Origin of the sequence: Mesobacillus persicus, from assembly GCF_900109925.1 — a bacterium.
Lineage (GTDB): Bacteria > Bacillota > Bacilli > Bacillales > Cytobacillaceae > Mesobacillus_B > Mesobacillus_B persicus.
In genome coordinates this window covers 1-21,039 of sequence record NZ_FOBW01000018.1, presented here as the reverse complement: position 1 = coordinate 21,039, position 21,039 = coordinate 1, and the positions used below count along the sequence as shown (strand labels likewise).

Below are 21,039 nucleotides of genomic sequence, written 5' to 3'. Positions count from 1 at the left end.
TATCGGAGGTCTTTTTTTGCTAAAATTCGATAAAGGGGCTTGTCAAAGATAATTTAGTATATTATAGTTGTTAATACAATATATGGTATTGGTTTTTAATTTTTAATACTAAATATAGATAACTACCGATAATAATGGTGTCTGAAAAGACCTAATAGGGAATCTGGTGAAAATCCAGAACTGTACCCGCAACTGTAAATGCTGACTAAATAAGCAAATCCACTGTCTTTGGACGGGAAGGGCTTAGAGTAGGATGAAGCATAAGTCAGGAGACCTGCCATTTTTACACGTATTATCTTCTTCGGGAGTTGGGAAGGTAAAACGAGGGTCTTCTTATGAAGGCAGTGATGCGCCCATGCTACCTGTTTTTCACTAGATTATTCTACGTTTTTATTAAACCCATCTTTCTTGATGGGTTTTTTTATGTTGAAGAGGAATTACGCATCTAGCTTCACCCAAAAGGGGGTATGCTAACGTTATCCTCAAGCGGCTTGATTCGCTCTTGAAGATTGTGTAACCAACAGAAATTAATGGAAATGGGGAATGGAAATGCCTGAACAATTGCCAGCTAGTATTTCTAGAACAAACCAAACAAAGCTAGTATTACCACCGAATACGAATCACATGGGAACTATATTTGGAGGAACGGTTCTATCATACATTGATGAAATAGCCGCGATAACAGCGATGAAACATAGTAAACAAGCCGTTGTTACGGCATCCATCGACACGGTCAATTTTTTATCTTCGGCAAAAGTGGGCGATATCTTAAATTTGGAAGGTGTCGTGATCTCGACGGGGAGAACGTCAATGGAAGTGTATGTAAAAGTCGATTGTCAAAATATCGAAACAGGAAAAAAAACCGTGACGACAACAGCGATTTTAACAATGGTTGCAGTTAATAAGGAAGGGAAGCCTACCCCTGTTTATGGTGTAACCCCAGAAACAGAAGAAGAAAAGAAGCTCTTTCAAAATGCCCAAAGAAGAAAAGAACGGCGCTTAAAAATAAACGAGTTTTCAGAGGAGATTTGATATGAGTAGAATGATTCATTTAGAATTAAATTCGGTTATCGAAACAATTACTATAGCTTCTGAAAAATATAATCTAGACACAGCGCAAATGATTGAAAAAGTAGCACGACTAGAGGGATTGTCGCAAAATGAAGCAGCTCTTCATTATGCTTTGAATCAAGTTTCAATGGCGGATCCAAACTGGACGTTTCTTGCGGCAAAACTATATGTACATGAACTTTACCGGAAGGCTTCTGTTAACCGCGGATTTTCGCAGGAAAGTAAATATGGAGATTTTTATGCTCTGATTACAGAATTAACTAGGATAGGAATCTACTCTGAGGATCTACTTAGTGAATATTCTAAAGAAGAAATTGAACAATTGGGTGTCGTAATTGTTCCTGAACGAGACGAGTTATTCCAATACATAGGGTTGTTTTTATTAGCGGATCGGTACTTGGCGAAAGATTACGAAGGCAATGTTTACGAGTTACCTCAGGAGCGGTTTATGATCATTGCGATGACGTTAATGAAAAAGGAGGAACGCGGACAACGCCTACAGCTTGTAAAAGATGCCTACTGGGCGATGAGTAACTTATATATGACCGTCGCGACTCCAACGCTCGCGAATGCTGGGAAAAGCTATGGCCAGTTGTCCTCTTGTTTTATTGATACGGTCGATGATTCGCTAGACGGAATTTATTTAAATAATTGGGATATTGCTAGATTAAGTAAAGACGGTGGGGGCCTAGGAATTTACTTAGGAAAAGTACGTGCGTTAGGTTCAGATATCAAGAAGTTCAAAGGGAATTCTTCCGGTGTTGTCCCTTGGATTCGTTTAATTAATGATACTGCCGTGAGTGTTGACCAGCTTGGCCAACGACAAGGAGCGATCGCTGTTTATTTAGATGTTTTTCATAAGGATATCATGAATGGTTTTTTAGATTTAAAAACAAACAATGGCGACGAAAGGCGCAAGGCACATGATCTTTTTACCGGTGTGTCAATTCCTGACCTGTTTATGGAGAAATTAAATGAAACAGATGAACAGGGACGGAGTATTGGAGAATGGCATACTTTTTGTCCTCATCAAGTAAAGCAAGTGATGGGATGGACGGATGAAAGTGGAACTTCTCTTGGTCTAGAAGACTTCTATGATGAGAAAAATGGAAAGTTCTTTTCCGAAAAATACGAAGAGGCCGTAAACCACCCGCTTCTACCACGAAAAACGTATCGGGCGATGGATATTATGGCAAGGATCATGATTTCTCAATTGGAAACAGGGACTCCTTATATGTTTTATCGGGATGAAGTCAACCGCCAAAATGCGAACAAGCATAAAAAAGGAACGGGCCGAACATCGATTTATTGCAGCAATTTATGTACGGAAATTACCCAGAACATGTCCGCTACGACGATTGTAAAGGAATATAAGGATGAGGATGGAAACATTGTCATCGTTCGGAAACCAGGTGATTTTGTTGTCTGTAATTTGTCGTCTATTAATCTACCGAGAGCTGTGCGAGAGAATGTGTTAGATAAGTTGATCCCGATTCAGATGCGAATGCTCGATAATGTCATTGATCAGCAGACGATTTCGGTCGGACAAGCCGACGTCACGAATAAAAAATATCGGGCCGTAGGCTTGGGTACCTTTGGCTGGCATCATCTCCTTGCTTTAAAGGGGATCTATTGGGAATCAGAAGAAGCGGTTTCCTATGCGGATCAACTATATGAGGATATAGCTTATTTTACGATTCGTTCGTCAATGGAATTAGCAAAGGAAAAAGGGGCTTACAGTGAGTTCTCAGGTTCTGAGTGGCAAACGGGTGAGTACTTTGAGCGCAAGCAGTATCACGATGATAGGTGGAAGGATTTGCGGAAGGATGTTTCGAAGTATGGAGTCCGTAATGGCTGGATGATGGCGGTTGCCCCGAACTCTTCAACTGCTAAAATTGGTGGTTCAACAGATGGAATTGATCCTTTGTATGCTGTTGAATATGCGGAGGAAAAGAAAAATTTTAAATTTAAAGTGACCGCACCGGATTTGGACCATCATACCTACAACTATTATCGCCGAACGAGGCATATGTTGGACCAGCATTGGAGTATCCGCCAAAACGCGGCACGCCAGCGCCATGTTGATCAGTCGATTAGTTTTAACCTTTATGTTCGTCACGATATTAAGGCAAAAGAGTTATTACAGTTTCATATGGAAGCCTGGCGAAAGGGTTTGAAAACGACTTATTACGTTAGAAGTACTTCTCAAACTGAGATGGAGGCATGTGAAGCATGTCAAAGTTAGTGGACAGAAGAGGGGAGAAGGATAGAATGGATCATAAATTAACTAAAATTAAACTGTTAAATCCAGATGATCCAAATAAATCAACTGGGATCATCAATGGCAAATCCTCAGGTTTGTTGAATTGGAATGATATCGCTTATCCACAGATGTACGATATGTATCAAACCTTGCTGGCAAACTTTTGGAAAGCACAAGAGATTAATATGCAGGATGATATTAAACAATGGGACTCTCTAAGTGCGATTGAAAAAGACGTTTTCCTACGGATTAATACGCAGCTTGCATGTTTGGACAGCTTGCAAACACCGACAATGAGTCAAGTTATGGATTATGTCACAGACTCAAGTTTTAAAGCAATTTTTGCGGTGATTTCCCAGCAAGAAGCCGTCCATAATGAATCGTATTCGTATATTTTAAGTTCTCTTGTTCCAATTGGAGAACAAAATGCACGGTTTAATGAAGCGAAAAATGATCCCATCGTCAGGAAGCGCAATCAACTTATACTAGATGCCTATGAAGAGTTTAGACAAGAGCCGATGCCCCAGTCGTTATTAAAATTAGCTGTGAATTCGATAAATTTGGAAGGAATCTATTTTTATGCAGGGTTTGCGTTTTTCTATCATTTAGCTCGTCAACAAAAAATGCTGAAAACAAGCACGATGATCAGCTATATTCAACGAGATGAAATGCAGCACGCCTATTTTATCTCACAGTTTATTCGGATTCTTTTAACGGAAAACCCTGGCCTTCATACGGAAGAAAACATTCAGTATATTTATGAAGCTATTGGTCAGGCTGTGATGTTAGAAAAAGAGTGGGCCCATTACATTTTAACGGATATAGAGGGTATTGATTTAGTTGAGTTCGAAGGGTATGTCGAATACTTGGCGAATAAACGATTACGCCAGCTTGGCTTGAAGAATCTTTATGAAGAAAGAACGAACCCTATGCCGTGGATTCAAGTATTTGGTGATGAAATGATGAACGAGACAAAATCCGATTTCTTCGAACAAAAATCAAGAACGTATACGAAAGTTTCGCAGTCCAATGGATTTGATGAATTGTAAAATGAAAGTTGCAATTGTTTATGCGTCAATCACAGGAAATACGAAGGAATTAGCAGAAGAGCTATTTGAACTATTTCTTGCCCATTCAGTTGAGGTCACTTTGTATAAAATTGAAGATTTCCCGCTCTTGGATTTAAATCAGTTCGATGCGATAGCGGTTGGTACTTACACTTGGGGAAACGGAGAAATCCCGACGGAAATGCGAGGGCTTTATCAAGCGTTTGAATTATTGGGGAGAAAGAGTTTGGTTACCGCTATTTTTGGAACAGGAGATAGCTTTTATCTTCGATATTGTGGAGCGGTTGATTTGTTTCGAGATATGCTTTATGTGCATACGAATCTGGCTGCGATTTTGAAGGTAGAGCTCACTCCACAGGACCAGGATGTGGATCGCTGTCATAGGTTAGTGGTGGCCATCGTAAATCGAGTACAGCGGATTCAACACGTCGCTAATGGACTGGCTGGCAGACATTGAGTTAAGAAGAATCTGTGGCAGGTTTATACCTTAGAAGTTAAGGGGAGCAGGGAATGAATCCTGCTTCCCTTATTTCGTTTTGGTCCTTAGGGTTATGATTGGGGAAGATCAAAAGCATAAGCCTCGAAAAAGATAGCAAACTAAATTCGGGGTGCCAGTAATATAACGTCTTGGAGGAAAACTCCGAGCGGCATCCATATAGGAGTAAACCAAATAAAAAGGGGGTGACAGTATGGCTAAAAAGAATCATACCCATTTGAAGAATAACAAAAATGTCCCACCAAAAGGAGAAGCAGAATTTGCTGGGGAAGCTGGCCTAGAGAAAGTAGTACTTCAGTCACAAAAGAAATCTAAATAAGATTAGTATTTTGTCCTTAATTAGGTAAGGACACTAATGGAGATCGTCATATGACGGTCTTTTTAGTTTAGCTAGACAGATTCGGGAATTGCTAGCTGATTGAATGGTTTAGCTTGGATTGCGAGGAAGCAGGAGAACCGTCCCTTTGCTTCCTCACTTGATCAAATGGTGTCCCTTTCTTAGAAAATAGTAGGCTGCAACGAACGTCACGGCAGAACCGTAAAAGAGAGCGGAGTGGGTGAACAAATCCATCAGGAGCCCGAGGATTCCTGGTGCTACGATGGCAGAGGCCATCGAGAAGAGATAATAGAGCCCTGTGAAAAAGCCAATTTTGCTCTTGCCACCTAAATCGGCCACCAATGGATAAGCCTGAACATTAATGAACGCCCAAGCGATTCCACCTAGGAACAGCATGACTTGTAAAAGTAAAACCTGGTTAATATCCGGAACGATTGACCCTAGTAAAGGAATGAGAGGGATGCTGATAAAAATGATTGGCTGCACGATTAATCCAACCAGCATGGAGGGGGCTTTTCCCCATTTACTTCCTAAAATTCCAGCTGGAACGGCAAACAGGACGAAAGATAAACTGAAAAATCCAAGCGTGAAGCCAGCAGTACTTTCTTTCATGTTCAAATGTTCGACCGCATAGACTGTAAATTGGGATTCTACGCCAGTAAATCCGATAAAATACAGGAAAATAGCTACTAAGACGAAGAGGTGTCCACGAAATTCTTTCATTTTCAGTAGTCTAAATAGGGCTAAAAACGAATTTGATGCTAAAGCTTCCCCTAACTCATCTTTTGCTTTTTCTGCATAGGGTGGCTTTCGGTCTACTGTGAAGAAGAGTAAAATGAAGGTAATCAGCAACAAAAGTCCTGCAACGATAAACGGGTATGTTCGGTTGATTCCATATAGAGTTGATAATCCAAATAAAGCAATGATGGCACCGATTCCACCCATAAGATTGATGATCCCGTTTGCCGTTGAGCGTTTCTCTGGTGGAGTGTGGTCAGGCATGAGTGCAATAACCGGTGCTCGGTAGATGGTCATGGCAAGTAGAAAGATGATGTCAACAAATATGAGAATCCAGAAGGTAGATACGGAAGCAAAAGGGAGCAAAATAAAAGAAAACGCAGCTAACGGCATACCGATGACTATAAAGGGTAGTCTGTTTCCGATTCGGGTATCAATTTTATCTGACCATGCACCAATGACAGGGATTAAAAGAACAGCAAGGAGATTATCTAACCCCATAATCGCACCACGAATAGCCCTACTATCGATAAAGTCTCCTAAAATTAGAGGCATATAGGCGTTATAGAATGCCCAGGCAAGCGATAAGGCAAGGAAACCACTCCCGATAACAAAAACCTTCTGGTACGAAAAGGGTCTTTGTTGCTTCACTCCAATCACCACCTATTATTTTCTTTACATACTTGCGTTCAAATTATTATATTGTTGGTAACAAACTTTAGAATCAGGGGACATGCAGCCTTGATGATTTTATTCAATTGTTCGTAAAGGATGGACGGTTCTCTTGCTGCTTTTTGGTTATCGGGAAGCAGGAGAACCGTCCCCAGAGGAGGAAACTAAATGAAAAGATTAGCACTTTCTTGGAGTGGGGGGAAAGATGGTTGTCTCGCTCTGGATGTTTTGACAAGGCAGGGGATTGAGGTTGCTTGTTTGGTGACGACGGTTCCCGCTGAAATTGGCAGAACCTTTGGCCACGGAGAGAAGATGGAAATGATTAAACTTCAAGGGGAAGCATTAGGGATTCCTGTACATTTTATACGTTGTTCCTTTGAAGGGTACACGGACAGCTTTGTAAAAGATTTAATAGAATTAAAGGGGCAACTTAAGATTACTGGAGTTGCTTTTGGAGATTTATATTTTGATCCCCATCGGGAGTGGGGAGAAAAGGTCGCCGAGGCAGTTGGCATTGATGCAATCTATCCTCTTTGGATGGAGGAGAAAGATGCGTTGAATGGATTAAAAACATTCGTCGATTCAGGGTACAAATCAACGGTAATTCGAGTGAGGGAAGATGTGCTTGATGAATCATGGCTCGGGAGAGACTTAGATGACTCCTTTTTACGAGATATTAAACTAGAAAAGGTCTGTCCAATGGGGGAAGCTGGGGAGTATCATACCTTTGTTTATGATGGCCCACTTTTTAAACAAAGAATTATACTTGAGCAACCTGAAGTCATTGAACTAGAAACAACGAAAAAGCTAGAGTATAGGAAATATGGTCTTCAAACCTAAATTTTAAGTTTCTAAATTAGATTAGTCTGGGCTGTCGATATATTTGCTTTATAAGTATTAGGAGTTTTCGTTCTGGAAGCTATTATTGTGCTAAAGGTGCAGAGAGATTCAACAAAGATATGGGTTCTTGTAGTGAAGTTACAGTGTTTCTGCACGAAATGGATTACTCAATATAAAAGGAATAGAAACTAAGGATGAAGAAATCTACTTAGGCGCTTTATTATTTAAAGCGCTTTTTGTTGTCTATTGTATGCTATTTATCATCCACGGAATTCCTACCAAAGAAGCAGGAGAACCGTCCCTGTTTAGGTCTTCAGATTCACTGGATAAAAAATATTATAGGCTGTTAGATTCATATTTCAAATGTTTTAAACCTTTAAAAAATAATTCTGCTATATTTAGCTTTAGAGCCTATTCGGGTTCAAAAAATATCGAAGGATGGATGTAGCGTATGAAAAAGAGGAGCAAATCTAAGGGGAAAAAGATTTTATCTAGTACTCTTGCGCTAAGCTTGCTAGCAACACCTTTAATGCCGTTTAATGTCCTAGCAGCAAAACCTACTGCACCAAAGGTTCAATCAGAGGTAGAACTCCGCATCATGGAAACAACTGACATTCATACAAATCTATTAAGCTATGATTATTACAAGAATGCCGCGGCACCCAAACTTGGGCTCGCGAAAACGGCCACTCTTGTAAAACAAGCGCGTGCAGAAGCAGACAACTCTGTACTAGTAGACAACGGTGACCTCATCCAGGGAACTCCGCTTGGCACATACAAAGCGAAGATTGATCCACTTGAAGAGGGAGAAGTCCATCCTGCGATCGAAGCTATGAATATCATGGATTATGACATGGCTACATTAGGTAACCATGAATTTAACTATGGGTTAGAGTATCTAGATGAAGTCTATGATGATGCAAATTTCCCATATGTGAATGCAAACGTTTATGTAGATGACCATGACAATGACCCGACAAATGATGTAAATAAATATTCACCATATAAAATTGTTAATAAAAAAGTTGTCGATGAAGCCGGAAAAACCAAAGTGATTAAAATTGGCTACATTGGATTTGTTCCGCCTCAAATCAATGAGTGGGACAAGGCTCATCTTGATGGCAAGGTGATTACGAAAAATGTGACCGAGGCGGCTGAAAAGTTTGTTCCGCAAATGAGGGCTGAAGGAGCAGATGTTGTTATTGCCATGGCCCACTCGGGCTTTAGCGGAAATGAAGCAAACACGGAAGACACCGTTTATGCATTAAGTAAAGTCTCTGGCATTGATGCGATTACGTTCTCGCACACTCATAAAGTATTCCCGGCCAAAGATGTTAAGAGTTTAGATGCTTTGTTCAAGGGGGCAGATGGACAACCTTTACCAGGAGTAGATAACGCAAAAGGTACAATCAATGGTGTAGTAGCCGTCCAAGCTGGTTACGGCGGCGGAGCATTGGGGATCATTGACCTTACTTTACAAAAGGTGAAAGGAAAGTGGTCGGTTGCTAGCTCTCAATCTTCCACAAGAGCAATCGAAGGAGTCCAAGCTGATGAAGAGATTGTGAAGGCAGTTACGGATGAACACGAGGCTACAATTGAGTATGTAAATACGCCAATCGGCACAACAACAGATGACATTTACAGCTATTTTGCGCTTGTACAGGATGATCCATCAATTCAAGTCGTTACGAACGCTCAGAAATGGTATGTAGAAAATTACCTTGAGTTAAACAAGCCAGAATTAAAAGATCTTCCAATTTTATCAGTAGGTGCCCCGTTCAAAGCAGGTCGTAATGGCGTGGACGAATACACCGAGATTAAAAAAGGCGATTTAACGATCCGCAGTGCGGGTGATTTATACCTTTATGACAATACGTTAAAAGCGGTTAAAGTGAGTGGGTCCGTTGTCAAGGAATGGATTGAGATGACTGCAGGTAAATTCAATACCATTGACACTTCGACAACAGAAGCACAGGAATTACTAAATCCTAGCTTCCCGGTTTACAACTTTGATGTCATTGACGGTGTTGAATACCAAATCGATGTAACGAAAGAGCCGAAATATGACAAGAACGGAAACCTGATTAACCCAGAATCCAGCCGTGTCGTAAACCTTGAATACAATGGAGAACCAATTGACCTTGAGCAGGAGTTTGTTGTTGTAACAAATAACTACCGTGCAGGCGGGGGCGGAAACTTCCCTGGGTTAAAAGGCAGTGAGTTAGTGGTTGATTCAGCCGATGAAAACCGTCAGATTTTAATGGATTACATTTCTGAAGTAAAAGAAATTACACCAACTGCAGACAACAACTGGTCGATTGCACCAATCTCTGCGGATGTGAATGTTACGTTTACGACTTCACCAAAGGCTGAGCAATACATTGGTGAAGGAAGTCCGTTCTCCTATTCTGGCCTAACAGATGCTAACGGTTTTGGTATCTTCAATATCGACCTTAACCGTGGGGTAAAGGTCCAGCTTTTGGGATTAAATGATTTACATGGGCAGTTGGATACTGTGACAAAAGTTGGCGAACAACTAGCCGGTCATATTGAATATACGGCCGCTGCATTAAAGCAAGAAGAAGCTACAAATCCGAACACGTTAATCCTTCATTCAGGCGACATGGTTGGTGGAAGCCCGTTAATTTCGGCTTTATTCCAGGACGAGCCGACCATTGAGATTCTTGAAGAGATTGGCTTTGATGCGGGTACTCTTGGCAATCACGAGTTTGATGAAGGCATTGATGAACTGAATCGTATGATCAATGGTGGAGAGCACCCAAATGGAACTGCTGGTTATGATGGAATCGATTTCCCAATGGTAGCAGCTAATGCGTACGATACAAGAGACGGGCAGTTAATTACTAATCCTTATACTGTTTTAGAAACAGGTGGAGAAAAGATTGGGGTAATTGGTGTCGTCACACAAGAAACACCTGAGATGATTGTAAGAAAAGGCAACGAAACACTAGAAATCACGGATGAAGTAGAGGCAATTAACAAATATACAGCTGAGTTAAAAGAACAAGGCGTTGAAGCGATTGTAGTACTTGCCCATAACCCTGCTACACAAACAGGTTACACCGATCGATTCGATGCTAGTCGAATCGCCGAACAAGTCAATGATGAAGTAGACGTAATCTTTGCGGCCCACAACCATGTGAGTGTAAACCGTTTGGTGGACAATAAACTAATTGTTCAAGCATATTCTTACGGTTCTGCTTTCTCAGATGTAGATTTAGAGATTGATCCTTTAACTGGAGATATCTATAGCAAAACAGCAGAAATTAAAACGGTTTTCCAAAAGGATTATACTCCAGACTTAGGAGTAGCGGCTATTATGGATAAGTACGAGGCGAAAGTCGAGCCAATCAAAGCACAAGTTGTTGGCCAGTCCGTTTCTACCCTAGAAAAAGGCTACCCAACTGTCACAAGAGAGTTCGGTGATCTTGCCCTTGGAAACCTGATTGCTGATGGGATGAAAGTCGCAATGGATTCAGACTTTGCCTTAATGAACGGTGGCGGTGTTCGCTCCCCATTAGAAGCTGGTGAAGTCACATACGGAGATTTATTCTCGGTCCAACCATTTGGGAACGTCCTTAATAAGGTAAACCTAAGCGGTGCGGATTTACGAGTGATTTTAGACGAGCAAATCACCGCTCGTGGGCTTGATTACCATATCTCAGGTTTCACCTACACATACACGTATGACGATGAGGCTACATCAGGTGAAATTGTTGATATCTTACTGCCAGATGGAACTCCAATCGATCCATCTAAAGAATATTCAGTTGTCGTAAACAACTATATGTACGGGAATATCGGTACAAGCATCGGCAGACTTTCTACTGACATGGAAGTTGGACCAGTCGACCTAGAAGCAACAGTTGACTACGTAAACGCACTATCATCTCCTTTTGAATATAAATCAGAAGGAAGAATTCAAAGAGTTCAATAAGCCAAAACAAAAAAGACTGAAGAGAATCCACTACGGAAATCTCTTCAGTCTTTTGTTGAAGTGGGGACGGTTCTTTTGCTTCCTTTGCTAAAAGGAAGCAAGAGAACCGTCCCCAATGATCTTGCGCAGGGCGTGGAGGAATTCTGTTGGTTTTTCGAGCATGGGGGAGTGCATGCTGTCCTTGATTAGGAGTAGTTGCTTTTCTGGTGCAGTGATTTGCTTTAGGTATTCGATTCCTAATATTGAAGGGACTTGCCAGTCGTCTTTTCCTAAGATGTAATATACGGGAACCTCATAAGTAAGCGGGTAATCATATAGACTATAATGGAACATTTCAATAAACAAACCGGTTAGCAATTTGGCACTAACGTTTTGAGCTTTTAAATCATCCGGATGAAACAAGGGACTCTGTTTGATTTGATCTAAATGTTCCTGTGGGTCAAATTTAGTCATACCGAGCTTCCCTTGCCATTCGCGGACGACACTCATTTTGGTTAACATTTCTTCTGGCTTATCCCCCGGATAGTCACCGAGCACTTCTAGCTGTTTTAGCCCTTCTGTATCCCCATTTTCTTTCAATCTGCGAAGGGTTTCTTGATAGCCGACGATTTCATTTTGAACGGGTGCGATGACCTGACCAACCCCGATATAAAATTCAACATCATCTGGATGCTGGTTTGCGAAAATGGAGCCGATGATGGTGCCCCAGGAATGAGCGAATAGACCAATCTTCTGTTTGTGATATTTTCTTTTTAAATATAAAATAATTTCATGGATATCTTCTAACATGTTCGCAAATGTTGGTACCGCATCAGGATTTTTTAACGCTGTTTTCCCAGCACCGCGTTGATCCCAATAAACCATCGTAAACGACGAATTCCATTCCTTAAGTAAATAAGCTTTATTTGAGAATGCATTACCAGGCCCACCATGTAAGTGAAGAATCACCTGATTTTCTGTCTTATCCCCAGCATGGTACAGGAACTGTTCAATGCCATTAATCTCAACAAATTCAGCTAGATTAATAGAAGGGTCTTTATCTGTTGGAGATTTTGGTTCAAAGTCCACATCAGAGAAAATTGAATGGGTAGTTCGATTAGTTGTAATCTTCCTTTTCACTTGGATATCCTCAACTTTTATAGTTTTAAATTATGCACATTTATGCTTTTGATTATAACATTCAAGAGGAAAGAACGCTGATCATTTTTAAACCTAGGATGAATAGGTGGATGGCATCAATTGTTAAGGTTCCAAACCACTTTAACCGGTTTATCTTTTTATGGGAGTTGGCTGTACAGAAGCAAATGAAGTTGGTTGGGTCTGTCAAGAAGGAAACACAGCAATCCATACCGAAATAGTAACTAAAAATTAGACACAACTGATCTACGTCCAATCGGTAAGAAGGAGAACAAGAATGAATAAAATATCAGGGCAACTGGCTAACCCACTTCAGGAGCCAATATGCAACCATATCCTTTATTGTTTTGAGAAACTAGATTGTTATATTGAAAATGTCGTCACATTTATTTTAACTGAGGTTGAGCAGGGGAATTTTATCATATTAATAGAAAACGAGAGGATTTTCCAATTAATCAAAAAGAAACTAAACTCGCAGATATCTGAGGAGGGGCAGAAGCTAATTAACTATGTAAATAATTTTGATTTTTACTTTTCACATGGTGATTTTCATACGCCCACGATTATCTCAACTTTTACGGATCTCTTAGAACCTTATAGGAAAAGAGGAGGTACTATTTGTACGTGGGCCCATGTCGAGTGGGGAAACGATGATGAAATTACTTGTAAAATCAAAGAGTTTGAAGAAGTAGCCAATCAAACGGTTTCCTCAATGAACACCACTTCCGTTTGTGCCTACGATGCCGACCGACTATCTGAATCTCTTAAAAAAGATCTAAACAGTTCTCATCCCTGTCAGCTTACAGACACTGATTTCTTTGTAAAGGCTACCAAATAAAATAGCCTTACAATTCCTGAAAATTTAATTTGTGATAGGATGCCCTTTGGTCTTACTGACTAGGGACAGAAGAGTGCTATAAGGAACCAATAAAAAAGGAGCCTGGGGGATGCCATGCTCCTAAATGATTTAACTAAATCGGAAAACTATTACTGGTTCACTGACCCACGTTCAAAATGATTCATATCCGTTAATTCAATGATGTATTCATAATTCCCAATGGATCTTCGGATCTCTTCCTTTTCTTCCATTGAGAGGCTAGGATCGGTCATTTTAGTTTCCAAGGTTTGTTTCATTTCCTCTAAATAAGCTCTAACTTCTTTATAATCCAATCTCATCACCCTCTATTTTAGGATTTGGTTTTCATTCAGTTTGTACTATGATAGTCGCTGATTGTAATCGCTTTCTTACTTCTATTATATAAAAAAACAAGAATTTCCAATCAGGATTATATCTCTAAATTGTGAAAGATTTTTGAGAAGAGTGTGAAACTTTGGTATTCCTAAAAGGCAAAAATAAATAGTGAACACCGATTCACACGAAAAGCCCCCGTCAATCATGAAAACGGGAGCAATAATGAAGATTATGTTCATGCTGCAGTGAAAGTGGAAGTCTAGAAAAGCATTCATATGAGCCGGGTTAAAGAATTTCCCTAGGGGTGCTGCTTACGTGAAATCGGCCTCTAAAATTTCAATTAGCACCTTGGCAATAATTTCTCCTGCTGATTTTGCCGCCACTTTGCCTGGAATGCCAAGTTCCAATAATGCTTGTAAACCTATATCTTGAGCATATTGAAAGTCGGTGCCGCCAGGCTTAGAAGCAACATCAATAATGAGGGCGTGCTGGGCCATTTTATCAAGGACCGCTGGTGTTAGGATCCTATTTGGAATCGTATTGATGCAAATATCAATTTTACTTATTTCGTTTTCAAGATTTTTTAACGGGATAGGGGTTAAGCCCACTTCGATGATTCGGGCCAAATCGGCCTCGTTTCGTGCCCCAACAGACACTTTAGCTCCCACGGCATCAAACAGTCGTGCAATCGTTTTTCCCACTCTCCCGTAGCCGAGAACCATTACTTGAGATCCATGAATCATAAAATCGGTATGTTCAATCGCAATCTTCAATGTCCCTTCTGCGGTGGGGATGGAATTGAAAATCGCCATATCGTCCCGCTCAAATAAAGGAACGACTTTTCTTCCGGTTCCATCCTCTAATTGGTTTAGATACGGTGTTTTGATGCCAGTGTAGACGACACAGTGTTCAGGTGTTTTGAATAAATCTTCCTTGGTAAAAAGGATATTTTCACGTGAAAACTGCGCTTCAATGGTTCCTTCATGGTCGATACCAGAAACCGGCACAAGGATGGCATCTACTTGCGTGTAATCGATGTTTTGGGCATCGCATTTTATCTTTTCAATACTAGGATCGGATAGTTGATCAAAGCCAACTAAAGAAACGCGGACGTTCTTTTCATGTACGATCTTTGCAACTTCCTTTTGGCGAACATCGCCACCTAAAATCAATAAATGAAAATCCTTTTTCATTCTGATACCACCTTTTTTAAAATGGCTGTGAGTTGTTTGACTTACTGTTGAATGGAGCGGAAATCATAGACCCGGTTAACACAGCCTTCAAATAACTCACACTTATTTTATAGGCGAAGAAAACCAAGCTAATATAGAATATAGTAAAAGATATGTATAACCATCTATATTAGGAACGGCAACCGCTCATTCTGGAAATGAGGTAACTTTTTAAAGTTACAGGGCGAGTTGAAGCTCTGTCCCGTAACCGCAGGGTTAACTTGTTGGCAGCCGTTAATTAAATTTGGAAACAATTGGATAGGCCTTGCTTTCCTATAGATAAAGGATATGGTAAATTATCAGCAATAGCAAAGAGAAAGGAATTACGTACATGACCTTTTTAGAAAAAATCCAACCGCATTTAATCAGCGATGATCTGTTAATTCAGGAGACGGTTCTTCGTTCAATCCATGATTATCCGAATCTCCCGGTAGAATGGACAAATGAATTATTAAGAGAGGCATTTAAAAATAAAGAAAAACAACCCTCGATTTTTGTCTATATCGATCATCAATCGTTTAATGATGAATCAATAAAGATTTTAACTGACAATATCCCTGGGGTAGATCAGTCCAATTTACCTTTAGCGTTAAGCTTGTTAGGTCAGATTGAACCTGAACTTGCTTTAAAAAATAAGGACCAGCTGGAACCGTTTATGACGAATGATGTATGGCCCTTTTATGAGTTACTTGTAAATGGAACAAAAGAAGAAGTCTACCCAAAGTTTCTAGAGGCCGTAAATGCCCTTGATCAGGCCGATTCTTTTCAGCCTGAAGAATACATAAAAGCGAAAAAACTGGCTGCCTGTATCGTAAATAAAGGCTGGATTACTGAGGATGAAATCGACAGAGAGCTTCAAAAGGAGTTACAAAAAGATTGGTTCTCTTTTAATGGGATTTTAACCGTCTTTATGATTGGTTTATTAAAATTAGAAAAATATATCCCAACACTTTCTCGCTTATTGGATCGCGAAGATGATACTTTATTAGAAGAAGTGTCAGCTGCCTTAATTTGTTTCCAATCCGATGAAGTGGTCAAGGAGGTAAAACCTTATTTACTAAAAGACGAATCCGCGATTTATGCGACTTCAATCGTGGAGAATATAAAATCGGACCTTGCTGTTCAAGTGTTAAAAGACGCCTATCATCAGGTAGAAGAACTAGACAGTCAAGATGTCTTGATTGAAGCACTTTGCCACCAATTTTCGGTAGAAGCTCTACCAGAGATTAAAGACCATATGGAAAACGAGTATTTTTCTGGGCTCGTGGATATGGAGCACACCGTTTATAGTTATTACACAATCTTAGGGCTGGAACATCCGGACTTAGAGAAATGGCGACAAGCAGCACTTGGAAGAGAGCTTGAATTCAGAGGAACAAGTGAAGAGAGCAGTGAAGGGGTGGGGAGCCCATTTCGCATTGACAACAAAGTAGGTCGGAATGATCCATGTTCATGCGGGAGTGGGAAGAAATATAAAAAGTGCTGTGGGAAATAATTAGGTGGACAGCTTTTATGATTAGTAGTGATCCTGTTAGGGGATGCAGGAATAGGAAAGACCGCCTCCATTGGGCCTGTATAGGTTAGTGGAAGGCGGTCTTTTTTTATCTGGTTAGCTGACTGGAAGGAGTGAGTTCTTTTCTTTCCGTTTTGAGTTCTTTTAAGATTAGTACTACGCCAAGCCCATACACGATCGAAATAGCTAACGGTACAAGAGTAAACGCGTAATCGACCATCCATCCGCCAATAATCATTGCAGATAGGCAAACACCTAAGGTAACGAATAGATAAGCTTTACTTTTATAAATCCACATGTAAGGAAGGAAATGCGATCCTCCAAGTAAGCCTATGGTAAAGGGAAGGTACGCGGGAATGTGCATATAAACGATAATAAAGACGGGTATGTAGAAAGCTTGTGGTCCGGCAACGATTCCTCCTAACGTACCTAGTGGGTTTTTGGTGGATAGAAGGTTGACACCAAGTAGCTTACTGAGCAATAACCCAAGGGGAAAGATGGCACCTAAACCAAAGATCCAAATTAAATGAATTAGCTCCATCGGGAGGATAAAAGGGAGAAAAGTAAAGAGCAAAAATACAATTGAGCCTGACAACAAAATCGGATATCCTTTTTTGGCTTCTATTATGATATCAGACTGTAATTCTTCAAGAGTTACCATCAATGAGCACTCCTTATTTAATGGACTTATTCATTTCAATATTATAACAATTTTTACCTGTATTTACCATCTTTTTTTTGATAAGAAATAGATTTAGTTACCTTGTATAAATGTAGTCTTAAAACTTAGCAAGAATGAAATTATGTAGATTGTTTGAACGATGATAGTGACGGATTATTGACAATATTATCTAAATAGTCAATTAAAGATAAAAAAGAGCTAAAATATATGTGTAAAGGTTGTTACTATAACGAAGTTCAAAATGGGAGGAAGATGTCTAAGGAGACCATTGCCTAAAGCCAACGAAAAACACGATGACATGGTTTTAAGCCGAACAAACAGATGTAGTTTTATCCCACCATTGATCAGACCAGATGAATAAAATGAGTTTAAAAGTTTATATTTGGAGGATGATGATGATGTTAGCGATTTGTTCAAGAATGGTGGTTCCTTATGATCATTCGAATTCCAGTAAAAAAGCCTTAGAAATGGCGATGACACTAGCAGCCCAAGATGAAAAAATTGAAGTGAATGTTTTGATGGTTATCCAACCGGAGATTCCAGCTGCTTCCCTTGCGATGACTCCTTTATTACCTAGGCTCGAACTTCAACATGAAGGCGCACAGGAAATCCGAAAAGAAATTGAACAAAAGTTGGAGTCCTTGCCGAATAAAACGAGAACCTATGTGTTAGACGGGGATCCTGCACAAGTGATTGAAGAATTTGCAAGGGTGAACGATGCAGATTTCATCGTCATTGGAAGCAGAGGATTGAGTGGACTAAAGGAAATGTTCCTCGGAAGCGTAAGCAACCATGTTCTACACAAGGCAACATGCCCGGTTTTGGTGGTAAAATAATTCGTTTTGGGGACGGTTCTTCTACTTCTTTTTCTACGAAAAAGAAGCGCGAAGAACCGTCCTCTTGTTATAATCTGATAGAGGAGAGGGGGATATTTGATGGTACAAAACACTTTAAAAGATACTTTCAAAAATAGTAATTACAAGTTGGCGGGCCACGGTGAACGTAACATCCATGTATTAAAGGAAGCATTTAAATCGATTGATGGTGATTTGGAAAGTGATAATTATGGAGAGGGCGCGGTCATCCAGGAATTTGAAGAAAAGATGGCAGCGACCCTAGGCAAAGAGGAAGCGGTATTCTTCCCTAGTGGGACAATGGCGCAGCAAATTGCCCTTCGTATCTGGTGTGATGAAAAAGGTTTGCGAAAAGTAGCTTATCATCCGTTAAGTCATATAGAAATTCACGAAGAAGATGGATTGAAAGAATTACATAAGATTGAAACGGTTTTGCTTGCAGAGAAAAATCGAGTTATCGAGCTCGAAGATGTTTTGAGAATAGAGGAACCAATCGCAAGTATCTTACTGGAATTGCCTCAGCGTGAAATTGGTGGGCAATTGCCGAGCTTTGAAACGCTAGAACAAATATCGAAACACTGCCAGGAACATGGCATTAAGCTGCATCTAGACGGAGCACGATTACTAGAAGTCCTTCCTTATTACCAGAAGTCTGCCGCCGAGGTTTGCGCCCTTTTTGACAGCGTCTACATCTCGTTTTATAAAGGGGTAGGTGGAATTGCTGGAGCGGTTTTGGCTGGGGATAAGGAGTTTATCAAACACTCTAAGGTATGGAAAAGGCGCTATGGTGGAGATTTGATCAGCTTATATCCATATATTCTCTCTGCGGATTATTATTATCGTCAACGAGCAGATAAAATGGAACTATATTATGAGGCGGCAAAAGAACTCGCTGGGTTTTATAATGCGTGTCATGGCATTTCTACCTTGCCGCTTGAGCCTGTTTCAAATATGTTTCATGTTCATTTCCATCAAGCAAAAGAGCTAGTCGAGCCTATTTTGACTGAAGTTCAACAGCAAACAGGAATTGGTCTTACGAGTTACTTAAAAGAAATTGATGAAAATAGCTGTTCTTTCGAAGTTAGCTTAGGAGATTTGTATGAGACTGTGCCGAGGGAATTACTCGAAAAGGTATTCAAGCAACTAGATGCGTTAATGAAACAAAGGTTTTCTTCTATTTAGGTCCATACTAAAGAAAGGCAGGATAAGGGTGAACTTTAGGAGGTTATCCTGAATTATGCTACTATAATAACTAGAAATTACATAATTGGAGGTAAAAAAGGTGCTACGAAACTTTAAAGAAAATCTACATAAATATGCAAAACTTTTAGTATCCAAAGGAATCAATGTTCAAGCTGGTGATTGGGTGAAAATGACAATCTCAGTTGATCAAGCTCCTTTAGCTCGTTTAGTCACACAAGAAGCCTATGCCCTAGGTGCGGAAAAAGTCATCGTTAAATGGTCTGATGATGAAATTAGCAAGCTTCATTACTTGCATCAGCCAACAGAGGTGCTTACGAACATCCCTGACTACGAAATTCAAGAGTCCGAAGATCATGTATTGAACCATCGCGTTAGTCGTCTATCGATTGTATCAAGCGACCCAGGATTATTGAATGAAGTCGATCCAGCTAAAATTGCTGCCTATCAGAAGGTATTCGGACAAGCGTTTCATGCTCAGCGTAAGGCAACGCAAAATGATGATTTGAAATGGACGGTTGCTTCAGCGGCTGGAGCTGGTTGGGCTGCAAAAGTATTTCCTGACTTAGCAACAACAGAAGAGCAAATCGACGCTTTATGGGATCAAATTTTTAAAACGTGCCGTGTGTATGAAGAAGATCCAATTGCCGCATGGGATGAGCATAAAAAAACGTTAAACGAAAAAGCAGCCAAGTTGAATGAAATGCAATTTGATGCGCTGCATTACACAGCACCTGGTACAGACCTTACATTAGGATTAGCGAAGAATCATATTTGGTGTAGTGCGGAAAGCAAAAACCCAAAAGGTGAAGAGTTTATTGCCAATATGCCAACTGAAGAAGTGTATTCGGCTCCTGATACCCATCGCATGGACGGGGTAGTTCGCAGTACGAAACCTCTAAGTTATGCGGGAACATTAATTGAAGGGATTGAAGTCCGTTTCAAAGATGGGAAGATTATCGAGGTTTCCGCTGAAAAAGGCGATGAAACCATTAAGAAATTGGTTTTCGATAATGAAGGCGGAACAGGTTTAGGTGAAGTCGCCCTTGTCCCAAATCCTTCGCCAATTTCTCAATCAGGAGTGACTTTCTTTAACACGTTATTCGATGAAAATGCCTCCAATCACTTAGCAATAGGTTCCGCTTACCCAACGACGATTCAAGGCGGAACGAAAATGAGCCAAGAAGAATTGTTGAAAAATGGCATGAACACATCCATCGTTCATGTTGATTTTATGATTGGTTCTGACAAGATGGATATTGACGGCATTAAAATAGACGGTACCATCGTTCCAATCTTCCGTAATGGGGACTGGGCAATTTAATTTTACTATAGAAGAAACAAGTTTAACGCCCAAGAGATCCAGCTAGTTGATAGCTGTCTCTTGGGTTTTGTTTATTTTAGTGTGTTAATGGGAATAAGGTCTATACAAACGTTTGGCTGTCTCCTTATTCGATTTTGGAAATGTAATATTTTTCTATTGATTAGCTTTTAAAAGGGTGGTATTCTAATTTAGCTGCTTCAGACAGCAATGGTAAGTATCGCTAAGAAATACTTTTCTACTAAAAGTATTGACGAGTTTAACATTATGTTATATATTAAGTATCCGCTGTTAACAACAGCAACGTCTTATCAAATCAATTATATTAAAAAAACATTCTACTTGATTTTACGAGATGGATATGATATATTAATAGATGTCGCTTCTGAGCGATGCTGAAACAATTGTTCTTTGAAAACTAAACAAACAAGCGTCAACAAACAATATTTATCATGTTTCTTCTATT

General features: G+C 40.1%; 18 protein-coding genes and 1 riboswitch. Of the genes, 13 read left to right on the top strand and 5 right to left on the bottom strand.

Annotated elements, in window-relative coordinates; genetic code table 11:
* The first annotated feature begins 118 nt into the window (after positions 1–118).
* Positions 119–296: riboswitch (cobalamin riboswitch) on the top strand.
* 253 nt (positions 297–549) lie between these two features.
* From BMX30_RS19585 to BMX30_RS24150, 5 genes are all read left to right on the top strand, one after another.
* The gene (locus BMX30_RS19585; protein ID WP_090749496.1) at positions 550–1,032 is read left to right on the top strand and encodes an acyl-CoA thioesterase; all 483 of its coding nucleotides are present in this window, start codon (positions 550–552) and stop codon (positions 1,030–1,032) included.
* 10 nt (positions 1,033–1,042) lie between these two features.
* Entirely contained in the window at positions 1,043–3,316 is a 2,274-nt protein-coding gene (locus tag BMX30_RS19580; RefSeq protein ID WP_425283789.1) for a ribonucleoside-diphosphate reductase subunit alpha, read from the top strand.
* Positions 3,304–4,383: a ribonucleotide-diphosphate reductase subunit beta gene (locus BMX30_RS19575; protein WP_425283787.1), complete on the top strand. Its 1,080-nt coding sequence runs from the start codon at positions 3,304–3,306 to the stop codon at positions 4,381–4,383. Before BMX30_RS19580 ends, BMX30_RS19575 begins: the two co-directional genes overlap by 13 nt.
* A gap of 1 nt (position 4,384) precedes the next feature.
* The gene (locus BMX30_RS19570; RefSeq protein WP_090749492.1) at positions 4,385–4,858 is read left to right on the top strand and encodes a flavodoxin domain-containing protein; all 474 of its coding nucleotides are present in this window, start codon (positions 4,385–4,387) and stop codon (positions 4,856–4,858) included.
* Between the two features lie 232 nt (positions 4,859–5,090).
* Positions 5,091–5,216, top strand: a complete 126-nt coding sequence (locus BMX30_RS24150; RefSeq protein ID WP_280139993.1) for a hypothetical protein — start codon at positions 5,091–5,093, stop codon at positions 5,214–5,216.
* A gap of 153 nt (positions 5,217–5,369) precedes the next feature.
* Here the strand turns inward: BMX30_RS24150 and BMX30_RS19565 are convergent, their stop codons facing one another.
* A complete protein-coding gene (locus BMX30_RS19565; RefSeq protein WP_090749490.1) occupies positions 5,370–6,623 on the bottom strand; it encodes an MFS transporter in 1,254 nt (417 codons plus the stop codon).
* Between the two features lie 189 nt (positions 6,624–6,812).
* Here BMX30_RS19565 and BMX30_RS19560 point away from each other — a divergent pair, with 189 nt between their 5' ends.
* A complete protein-coding gene (locus tag BMX30_RS19560) occupies positions 6,813–7,484 on the top strand; it encodes a Dph6-related ATP pyrophosphatase (protein ID WP_090749488.1) in 672 nt (223 codons plus the stop codon).
* A 451-nt stretch (positions 7,485–7,935) separates the two neighbouring features.
* Positions 7,936–11,442 (top strand): bifunctional 2',3'-cyclic-nucleotide 2'-phosphodiesterase/3'-nucleotidase, encoded by a 3,507-nt coding sequence (locus BMX30_RS19555; protein ID WP_090749486.1) that lies wholly within the window; start codon positions 7,936–7,938, stop codon positions 11,440–11,442.
* Positions 11,443–11,529: 87 nt separating this feature from the next.
* On the opposite strand, the gene BMX30_RS19550 is transcribed toward BMX30_RS19555, so the two are convergent.
* Positions 11,530–12,561 carry an alpha/beta fold hydrolase gene (locus tag BMX30_RS19550; RefSeq protein WP_170843949.1) on the bottom strand — a complete coding sequence of 344 codons (1,032 nt, stop codon included), beginning with the start codon at positions 12,559–12,561 and terminating at the stop codon, positions 11,530–11,532.
* 110 nt (positions 12,562–12,671) lie between these two features.
* Here BMX30_RS19550 and BMX30_RS24145 point away from each other — a divergent pair, with 110 nt between their 5' ends.
* Both BMX30_RS24145 and BMX30_RS19545 read left to right on the top strand, forming a co-directional pair.
* Positions 12,672–12,800, top strand: a complete 129-nt coding sequence (locus BMX30_RS24145) for a hypothetical protein (protein WP_280139992.1) — start codon at positions 12,672–12,674, stop codon at positions 12,798–12,800.
* Between the two features lie 56 nt (positions 12,801–12,856).
* Entirely contained in the window at positions 12,857–13,417 is a 561-nt protein-coding gene (locus BMX30_RS19545; RefSeq protein ID WP_090749482.1) for an MEDS domain-containing protein, read from the top strand.
* Between the two features lie 149 nt (positions 13,418–13,566).
* Here BMX30_RS19545 and BMX30_RS19540 read toward each other — a convergent pair whose 3' ends face one another.
* Both BMX30_RS19540 and dpaA read right to left on the bottom strand, forming a co-directional pair.
* A complete protein-coding gene (locus BMX30_RS19540; RefSeq protein ID WP_090749480.1) occupies positions 13,567–13,749 on the bottom strand; it encodes a DUF3896 family protein in 183 nt (60 codons plus the stop codon).
* A 333-nt stretch (positions 13,750–14,082) separates the two neighbouring features.
* Positions 14,083–14,964: a dipicolinic acid synthetase subunit A gene (gene dpaA / locus BMX30_RS19535; RefSeq protein ID WP_090749478.1), complete on the bottom strand. Its 882-nt coding sequence runs from the start codon at positions 14,962–14,964 to the stop codon at positions 14,083–14,085.
* A gap of 370 nt (positions 14,965–15,334) precedes the next feature.
* Here dpaA and BMX30_RS19530 point away from each other — a divergent pair, with 370 nt between their 5' ends.
* Positions 15,335–16,498, top strand: a complete 1,164-nt coding sequence (locus BMX30_RS19530; protein ID WP_090749476.1) for an SEC-C metal-binding domain-containing protein — start codon at positions 15,335–15,337, stop codon at positions 16,496–16,498.
* A 106-nt stretch (positions 16,499–16,604) separates the two neighbouring features.
* Here the strand turns inward: BMX30_RS19530 and BMX30_RS19525 are convergent, their stop codons facing one another.
* Positions 16,605–17,177: a DUF7010 family protein gene (locus BMX30_RS19525; RefSeq protein ID WP_244532677.1), complete on the bottom strand. Its 573-nt coding sequence runs from the start codon at positions 17,175–17,177 to the stop codon at positions 16,605–16,607.
* 410 nt (positions 17,178–17,587) lie between these two features.
* Between BMX30_RS19525 and BMX30_RS19520 the strand changes: the two genes are divergently transcribed.
* The 3 genes from BMX30_RS19520 to BMX30_RS19510 all read left to right on the top strand — a co-directional run bounded on the left by BMX30_RS19520 (position 17,588) and on the right by BMX30_RS19510 (position 20,576).
* Complete coding sequence (locus BMX30_RS19520; RefSeq protein WP_244532676.1) at positions 17,588–18,034, top strand: universal stress protein; 447 nt, start codon at positions 17,588–17,590, stop codon at positions 18,032–18,034.
* Between the two features lie 99 nt (positions 18,035–18,133).
* On the top strand, positions 18,134–19,234 hold the full coding sequence (locus BMX30_RS19515; RefSeq protein WP_090749472.1) for a threonine aldolase family protein: 1,101 nt from the start codon (positions 18,134–18,136) through the stop codon (positions 19,232–19,234).
* Between the two features lie 100 nt (positions 19,235–19,334).
* Positions 19,335–20,576, top strand: a complete 1,242-nt coding sequence (locus tag BMX30_RS19510) for an aminopeptidase (RefSeq protein ID WP_090749470.1) — start codon at positions 19,335–19,337, stop codon at positions 20,574–20,576.
* Positions 20,577–21,039 lie beyond the last annotated feature (463 nt).

Coding starts and splice junctions, on each gene's coding strand:
- BMX30_RS19515 (WP_090749472.1), top strand. CDS start 18,134: ATGGTACAAAACACTTTAAAAGATACTTTCAAAAATAGTAATTACAAG.
- BMX30_RS19570 (WP_090749492.1), top strand. CDS start 4,385: ATGAAAGTTGCAATTGTTTATGCGTCAATCACAGGAAATACGAAGGAA.
- BMX30_RS19560 (WP_090749488.1), top strand. CDS start 6,813: ATGAAAAGATTAGCACTTTCTTGGAGTGGGGGGAAAGATGGTTGTCTC.
- BMX30_RS19555 (WP_090749486.1), top strand. CDS start 7,936: ATGAAAAAGAGGAGCAAATCTAAGGGGAAAAAGATTTTATCTAGTACT.
- BMX30_RS24145 (WP_280139992.1), top strand. CDS start 12,672: ATGGCATCAATTGTTAAGGTTCCAAACCACTTTAACCGGTTTATCTTT.
- BMX30_RS19530 (WP_090749476.1), top strand. CDS start 15,335: ATGACCTTTTTAGAAAAAATCCAACCGCATTTAATCAGCGATGATCTG.
- dpaA (WP_090749478.1), bottom strand. CDS start 14,964: ATGAAAAAGGATTTTCATTTATTGATTTTAGGTGGCGATGTTCGCCAA.
- BMX30_RS19520 (WP_244532676.1), top strand. CDS start 17,588: ATGATGATGATGTTAGCGATTTGTTCAAGAATGGTGGTTCCTTATGAT.
- BMX30_RS24150 (WP_280139993.1), top strand. CDS start 5,091: ATGGCTAAAAAGAATCATACCCATTTGAAGAATAACAAAAATGTCCCA.
- BMX30_RS19575 (WP_425283787.1), top strand. CDS start 3,304: ATGTCAAAGTTAGTGGACAGAAGAGGGGAGAAGGATAGAATGGATCAT.
- BMX30_RS19525 (WP_244532677.1), bottom strand. CDS start 17,177: ATGGTAACTCTTGAAGAATTACAGTCTGATATCATAATAGAAGCCAAA.
- BMX30_RS19545 (WP_090749482.1), top strand. CDS start 12,857: ATGAATAAAATATCAGGGCAACTGGCTAACCCACTTCAGGAGCCAATA.
- BMX30_RS19580 (WP_425283789.1), top strand. CDS start 1,043: ATGATTCATTTAGAATTAAATTCGGTTATCGAAACAATTACTATAGCT.
- BMX30_RS19585 (WP_090749496.1), top strand. CDS start 550: ATGCCTGAACAATTGCCAGCTAGTATTTCTAGAACAAACCAAACAAAG.